This window comes from Actinosynnema sp. NPDC023658 (assembly GCF_040639995.1).
Lineage (GTDB): Bacteria > Actinomycetota > Actinomycetes > Mycobacteriales > Pseudonocardiaceae > Actinosynnema.
Genome location: NZ_JBFAAX010000334.1, coordinates 1 through 6,345 on the forward strand (window position 1 = coordinate 1; position 6,345 = coordinate 6,345).

Annotated in this window: 7 protein-coding genes; 4 read left to right on the forward strand and 3 right to left on the reverse strand. The window is 72.8% G+C overall.

What is annotated here, in order from left to right; genetic code table 11:
* A partial coding sequence (locus AB0G02_RS25635) for an efflux RND transporter permease subunit (RefSeq protein ID WP_360798199.1) occupies positions 1 to 887 on the reverse strand: 887 nt, incomplete at its 3' end.
* A 74-nt stretch (positions 888 to 961) separates the two neighbouring features.
* Between AB0G02_RS25635 and AB0G02_RS25640 the strand changes: the two genes are divergently transcribed.
* The 4 genes from AB0G02_RS25640 to AB0G02_RS25655 all read left to right on the forward strand — a co-directional run bounded on the left by AB0G02_RS25640 (position 962) and on the right by AB0G02_RS25655 (position 5,151).
* Complete coding sequence (locus AB0G02_RS25640) at positions 962 to 1,465, forward strand: MarR family transcriptional regulator (protein ID WP_360798201.1); 504 nt, start codon at positions 962 to 964, stop codon at positions 1,463 to 1,465.
* A 79-nt stretch (positions 1,466 to 1,544) separates the two neighbouring features.
* Complete coding sequence (locus AB0G02_RS25645; protein ID WP_360798203.1) at positions 1,545 to 2,690, forward strand: glycosyltransferase; 1,146 nt, start codon at positions 1,545 to 1,547, stop codon at positions 2,688 to 2,690.
* Between the two features lie 210 nt (positions 2,691 to 2,900).
* Positions 2,901 to 4,118 carry an SGNH/GDSL hydrolase family protein gene (locus AB0G02_RS25650; protein WP_360798205.1) on the forward strand — a complete coding sequence of 406 codons (1,218 nt, stop codon included), beginning with the start codon at positions 2,901 to 2,903 and terminating at the stop codon, positions 4,116 to 4,118.
* A 124-nt stretch (positions 4,119 to 4,242) separates the two neighbouring features.
* Positions 4,243 to 5,151 (forward strand): trypsin-like peptidase domain-containing protein, encoded by a 909-nt coding sequence (locus AB0G02_RS25655; protein ID WP_360798211.1) that lies wholly within the window; start codon positions 4,243 to 4,245, stop codon positions 5,149 to 5,151.
* On the opposite strand, the gene AB0G02_RS25660 is transcribed toward AB0G02_RS25655, so the two are convergent.
* Both AB0G02_RS25660 and AB0G02_RS25665 read right to left on the reverse strand, forming a co-directional pair.
* On the reverse strand, positions 5,074 to 5,694 hold the full coding sequence (locus AB0G02_RS25660) for a GNAT family N-acetyltransferase (RefSeq protein WP_360798207.1): 621 nt from the start codon (positions 5,692 to 5,694) through the stop codon (positions 5,074 to 5,076). The two genes, AB0G02_RS25655 and AB0G02_RS25660, sit on opposite strands and share 78 nt — an antisense overlap.
* A 92-nt stretch (positions 5,695 to 5,786) precedes the next feature.
* Positions 5,787 to 6,345 (reverse strand): superoxide dismutase family protein (locus AB0G02_RS25665; protein ID WP_360798209.1); only part of this gene is annotated, 559 nt, incomplete at its 5' end.

Below are 6,345 nucleotides of genomic sequence, written 5' to 3' on the forward strand. Positions count from 1 at the left end.
GCCACCGGGCCGAGGCCCTTGTTGGAGTTGAGGTCGCTGAACAGCAGGCACAGCACGCCGAGCACGACGGTGCCCGCCGACGCGGCGATCGGCTCCGCGGTGGCCCGCCACGCCACCCGCATGGCCTGGTAGCGGTCCTCGGTGTCGCGCAGCTCCTCGCGGAACCGGGACACCAGCAGCAACGCGTAGTCCGTGGCCGCGCCGAAGACGAGGATGAACAGGATGCCCTGGCTCTGGCCGTTGAGGTCGATCACGTCGCCGTCCGCGAGCAGGTACACGGCGAGGCTGGCCAGGCCGAGCGCGAACACCCCGGACAGCAGCACGACCAGCGGCAGCAGCGGGCTGCGGTAGACCAGCACCAGGATCAGCGCCACGACCGCGCCCGCGACCAGGAGCAGCAGCCCGTCGATGCCGCCGAACGCCTCCTTCAGGTCCGCGACCTGCGCGGCGGGTCCGGCGACCAGCACGGTGAGCCCGTCGGGCGGGTCGGCCACCTCGGACCGGATGTCCTCGACCGCGCCCGCCGGGTCGGCCGGGTCGACCGCGATGACGACCTGGGCGGCTTGGTCGTCCCGGGTGGACGGGATCACCGGCGACGCCTCGCCGGAGAACCGCCGGCTGCCCAGGTAGTCGCGGTCGGCCTGGGTGAGGCCGGTGGGGCGCTCCGCGACCACGATCGCGGGCAGGCCGCGCGCGTCCCCGAACGCCTTGACCCGCTCGGAGACCTCGGTCGCCTCGGCGGAGGACGGCAGGAACGCGGTGCTGTCGTTGACCGCGACCTCGCTCAACCTGCCCGCGAACGGGCCGGCGAAGCCACCGAGCGCCAGCCACGCCACCGCGACGAGGGCGGGCAGCAACCAGCGGGTGCGGGATCGGGTCGGGTGCACGGGAGAATGACCTCCGAAGCCATGTAGTTCGACGATCGGATAATTCGACTGTCGAAACACTAACTGGAGGACAGATGGTCGACAACTCGGCCCTGGTCAGGTTGCTCCGGCAGCTGACGGTCGAAACCGACCGCTTCGTGGAGATCTTCGGTGAGAAGCAGCGGATGCACCGGACGGACCTGAACGCGCTCGCGCTGATCATGGACGCGCGGTGGAGCGGCGAGCCGATGTCACCGACGCGGCTGGCCGAGGCGCTGCACCTGAGCGCGTCCGCGACCACCTCCGTGCTCGACCGGCTGGAGGCGTCCGGGCACGTCGAACGCTCGCGCAGCCCCCAGGACCGGCGCAAGGTCGAGCTGCGCGTGCCGGACAAGGCGCTGGAGCTGGGCCGCCGGTTCTTCGGCCCGCTCGACGGCGCGTTCACCCGTGCGTGGCAGCAGTTCGACGACTCCGACCGCGAGGTCATCGCCCGGTTCCTGGGCGCCAGCATCGACGCGACGGTGGCGGTGCGGGCGGGCCTGGCGGCACCGGAGAACCCGGCGGCAGCGGAGGACCCGGCACCCCCGACTTCAAGGTGATCTTCATCTCGTCACCCGATCGACGCCGAAACGGACGAAATTCACCCGTCGTAGAAAAAACCTGGCTAGGCTCGAACCAGTGCGAATCCTCTTCTCGAGCCTCGGCTCACACGGACACACCTACCCCTTGCTACCGCTGGCCGTCGCCGCTCGCGAGCTGGGCCACGACGTCATCTTCGTGACCTCCGAAGCGTTCGCGGGCGCCTTAACCGCCCACGGCATCGAGCACGTCGCCGGCGGTCTGGACATGTTGCAGGCGTTCGAGGAGGCCGGTGCGGGCGTCTCGGCGCGGAAGGCGCGCGACTTCGACCCCGAGCGGATCTCGTTCGTCTTCGGCTCGGTGCTGCCGCGCAGCTTCGCCGCGGACCTGGCGCCGATCATCGCCGACCGCAAGCCCGACCTGGTCGTGCACGAGGTGGGCAACCCCGGCGCGGGGATCGCCGCGAAGCTCGCGGGCGTGCCCGGGCTGTGCCACGCGTTCGGCCGGGTGTGGCAGCCCACCGGTCCCGTCGAGGCCGTCGGCCGGTACCTGGCGGAGGTCGCCGCGGACCTCGGCGTCGACCTGCCCGACCACGACCACATGCTGCTCGGCAACCCCTACCTGGACATCTGCCCGCCGTCGGTGCAGAACCCGGACTTCCTGGCCTCGTCGCCCAACCGGATCCCGCTGCGGCCGGTGCCGTTCGCGGAGCCGGGCGAACTGCCCTCCTGGGTGGTCGAGCACCGCGAGCCGCTGGTGTACCTGACGCTGGGCACGGCGTTCGGCGCGGCGGACGTGCTGCGCACCGCCATCGACGGCCTGGCGACCGTGGGGGCGAAGGTGCTGGTCGCCGCGGGGCCGAGGGTGGAGGTCTCGTCGCTGGGCGACATGCCGGACAACGTCGTCGTCCTGCCGTGGGTGCCGCAGGCCGACCTGCTGCCGCACGTGGACCTGGTGGCGCACCACGGCGGCAGCGGCACGACGCTGGGGACGTTCGGCGCGGGAGTGCCGCAGCTGATCCTGCCGCAGGGGGCCGACCAGTTCAGCAACGCCGAGATGGTGACCGAGGCCGGGCTGGGCGACCAGCTCCTCGGGGACGACCTGACGGCCGAGGCGATCGCGACCAAGGCGCGGCGGTTGCTGGGCGACGAGGCCGTGCGCGACGCGGCAAAGGCGATGGCGGACGTGGTGGCCGCCATGCCGTCGCCGCACGACGTGGCCGCCACGCTGGCCGACTACGCCTGATCCCGCCCGTCCGCTCACCCGCCTGACCGCGCCGCGGGGTCGTGGTCAGGCGGGTGGGTGGGCCCCGGCCGGAGGACTCGCGGGCTGAACACGTAAGTCGGCCACTCATCGCAACTATCGCGCCGCTCGTCGTGGCGCGCTTGACCGGTTAATTTGCCCACTGCCACCGTCGGCGTCGCCACCAAAGACGACTGGCGTTGGGAGACCTTCATGGCAAGACACGTGGGGAAACTGGCCGTGATCGCCGCACTCGTGGCCACGGTGGTGGCGCAGCCCGCCGCGACCGCGCACGGCAAGCCCTGGGTGGCCGGCTGGGCGGCGAGCCCCGTGGTGGGCAGCGAGATCCCGTGGAGCGACTGCCCGGCGGGTGCCGGCCTGCACGACCAGACCGTGCGCAACGTGGTGTTCCTCAGCGCCGGCGGCGACTCGGTGCGGGTGCGGTTGACCAACACGTTCGGCACCGCGCCGTTGCAGGTCGGCCGCGCGTCGGTCGCGGTGCAGGCATCCGGTGACGCGGCGGTGCCCGGCACGTTGCGGGCGTTGACGTTCGACGGCAGGCGCGGTGTCACGATCCCGGTCGGCCGCGAGGTCTTCAGCGACCCGGTCCCGCTTGCCGTGCGGGCGTTGTCCACGCTCCTGGTGAGCGCCTACCTGCCGAACGCCACCGGCCCGCTGACCAACCACCCGTTCACCGCGCAGGGCAACTACCTGGCGATCGGCGACCGGACCGGCGTGCTGTCGGGCGGTTTCCAGGACACGCCGTGCTGGATGGTCGTGGACGGCGTGGACGTCGCGCCCGCCGGACGGGTCGCCGGCACCGTGGTCGCGTTCGGCGACTCGATCACCGACACGGCCAACACCACCGGCAACGCGAACCACCGGTGGCCGGACTTCCTGGCCCGGCGGCTGAACGCGGTGCCGGGCCGGACGCTGTCGGTGGTGAACGCGGGTCTGGGCGGCAACCGCCTCATCGCGGACCGCGACGAGCCGTACTGGGGCGTGGCGGGCGTGACGCGGGTCCAGCGCGACGTGCTGTCGCAGACCGGGGCGAAGGCCGTGATCCTGCTGGAGGCGGTCAACGACATCGGCTACAGCGCGTCGGCCGAGGACCTGATCGCCGGGCACCGCCAGGTGATCGCGCAGGCCAGGGCGAAGGGCGTGAAGGTGTACGGGGGCACGATCCTGCCGTTCAAGGGCTCGTTCATCTGGACCGAGGAGCGCGAGGCGACCTGGCGGACGCTGAACGACTGGATCCGCACGTCCGGCGAGTTCGACGGCGTGGTCGACTTCGCCGCCGCGACCGCCGCCCCCGGCGACCCGGCCACCCTGGACCCGGCCTACGACAGCGGTGACCACCTGCACCCGAACGACGCGGGCACGCGGGCCATGGCCGACGCGGTCGACCTGGCGATGCTGCTGAGGCGCTGACCGCGGGCACCGGGCGGGCGGGTCGTGGTGGCACGGGGAGTCCGCTGTGCGCGAACTCCCCGGACAGCACGGCCCGCCCGAGCGCACGATGGCGGGCGTGATCGGGTCATCACCGGAGGCGCCGATGGATCCGCTGGACGCCTACTCGCAGGCCGTCATCGCGGTGGCCAAGTCGGTCACGCCGCACGTCGCCAGCGTGCGGATGCGGCGCGGCACCGGGTCGGCGGTGGTGTTCACCGACGACGGCCACCTGCTGACCAACGCGCACGTCGTCGGCTCCGGTCAGGACGGCACGGCGGTGTTCGCGGACGGCTCCGAGTCGCCGTTCACGGTGGTCGGCACCGATCCCCTGGCGGACCTGGCGGTGCTGCGGGCATCCGCGGACGCGCCCGGCCCGGCGAGGTTCGGTGACGCGGACCGCCTCCAGGTCGGCCAACTGGTCATCGCCGTCGGCAACCCGCTCGGGCTGGCCGGTTCGGTGACGGCCGGGGTGGTGAGCGCGCTGGGCCGCGCGGTCCCGGTGAGCAACGGCCGGATGGGGCGCGTGATCGAGGACGTGATCCAGACCGACGCGGCGCTCAACCCGGGCAACTCCGGCGGCGCGCTGGCCAACTCCGCCGGTGAGGTGGTCGGCATCAACACCGCGTTGGCGGGCATCGGCCTGGGGCTCGCGATCCCGATGAACAGCACCACCCAGCGCATCCTGTCCACGCTGCTGGTCGAGGGCCGCGTGCGACGGGCCTACCTGGGCGTGGTCGGCGCACCCGCTCCCCTGCCCGACGCCGTCGCGGAGCGCACCGGGCAGCGCGCGGGCGTGCGGCTGGTGCAGGTCGTGCCCGGAGGTCCGGCCGAGCGGGCGGGGCTGCGCGACGGCGACCTGGTGCTCAGCGTGGCGCGCACGCGGGACAGCGACGCCCAGGGCATCCAGCGGCAGCTGTTCGCCGAAGCCATCGGCCTACCGCTGCCGGTGACCGTCCTGCGCAACGGCGCGATGGTCGACGTCGTCGCCACGCCGACCGAGCTGACCACCTGACGGCCGCACGACGGGCGTCAACGGCATCGCGAACCGCCGGTGGACGTGCACCCGCGGCGACCGCGACCCGGCGGCCGGGTCCGCGGGCAGGAACGCCACACGCAGGTCGAGGCCCGCGCGGGCGGCACTCACCGGCCCGTCGTGTTCGGCGATCACATGCAGGTAGTGGTCGCTCTCGCTGAAGCCCATCGCGCGGTGCCAGCGCAGCGTGGGCGAGTCGTCGCGGGTCCAGGTGTCGAGGGTGGTCGCACCGAGCGCCCGCGCACGGGCCCGCGCCCCCGACAGCAGCGCGCCGCCGATGCCCCGGTACTGGTGGTCCGGGTGGACCGAGATCGTCTCGATGCTGGCCAGCGCGCCGTCGACCGCCACGTCCACGATGCCGACGACCACCTCGCCGTCCACGGCCACGAGCTCGACCCCGGGCACCCGGGGCTTCGCGGCGACCACCGAGTCGTAGTAAGCGGTGCCGAGGAACGACAGCACACGACACCGCAACCACGACGACTCGTCACCGACGACGTAGTCGCGCACCCCGTACCCCATTAAGACAGCGTGCCCGATCGGCGTGGTCGAGGAGTAGCGAATTCCCTCATCGGTCGCACCCGTTCGGTGACCGGCCCGGGTGACCGCCCGCGTCAGCGGAAGGTGGCGGTCAGGCAGGCGATCCTGGCGCCCGCGCTGCCCGCCCGGCCCTGCGCGGTCTCGGTCTTCGGGTGCTCGTGCAGCACGATCGAGGCAGGCAGGCGGTCGTCGAACACGAACGGCACCGTCGTCTCGGCCGCGCCGTTGCCCTGCCCGTCGGTGGTCAGCTCCAGCCAGATCTCGTTCTGCGGGTTCGCGTAGGCTGGGTCGACCGACGGCCGTTCCGGCGTCGCGGCGGGGTCGACCTCGTGCTGGTAGTGGGGACCGGCGTCCGCGCCGTCCTTGCCGCACGGCTCGGTGTGCGCGTGGGCGGCGTAACCCCGATCGGGTTGCAGCACGTCGGCGTCGAGCCGAACGGTCGTCGTGCCGTCGCCCTCGATCACCTCCAGCTCCAGCTCGGCCCCGGTCGGCGCGGCCTCCTGGTCGTAGGTGAACGCCGTGTCCGCCGCCTCGGGCGGCGCCAGCACCCCGGTCTCCCGGCTCGTCACCTTCGCCTGGCCGGCAGGCCGTGGAACAGGCCCGTGGCGGCTCGATGCAGTTCGAAGAGGCGTT

Excerpts from the sequence above, each read along its gene's own strand:
- AB0G02_RS25655 (WP_360798211.1), top strand. The coding sequence starts at position 4,243 with ATGGATCCGCTGGACGCCTACTCGCAGGCCGTCATCGCGGTGGCCAAG.
- AB0G02_RS25660 (WP_360798207.1), bottom strand. The coding sequence starts at position 5,694 with ATGGGGTACGGGGTGCGCGACTACGTCGTCGGTGACGAGTCGTCGTGG.
- AB0G02_RS25650 (WP_360798205.1), top strand. The coding sequence starts at position 2,901 with ATGGCAAGACACGTGGGGAAACTGGCCGTGATCGCCGCACTCGTGGCC.
- AB0G02_RS25640 (WP_360798201.1), top strand. The coding sequence starts at position 962 with ATGGTCGACAACTCGGCCCTGGTCAGGTTGCTCCGGCAGCTGACGGTC.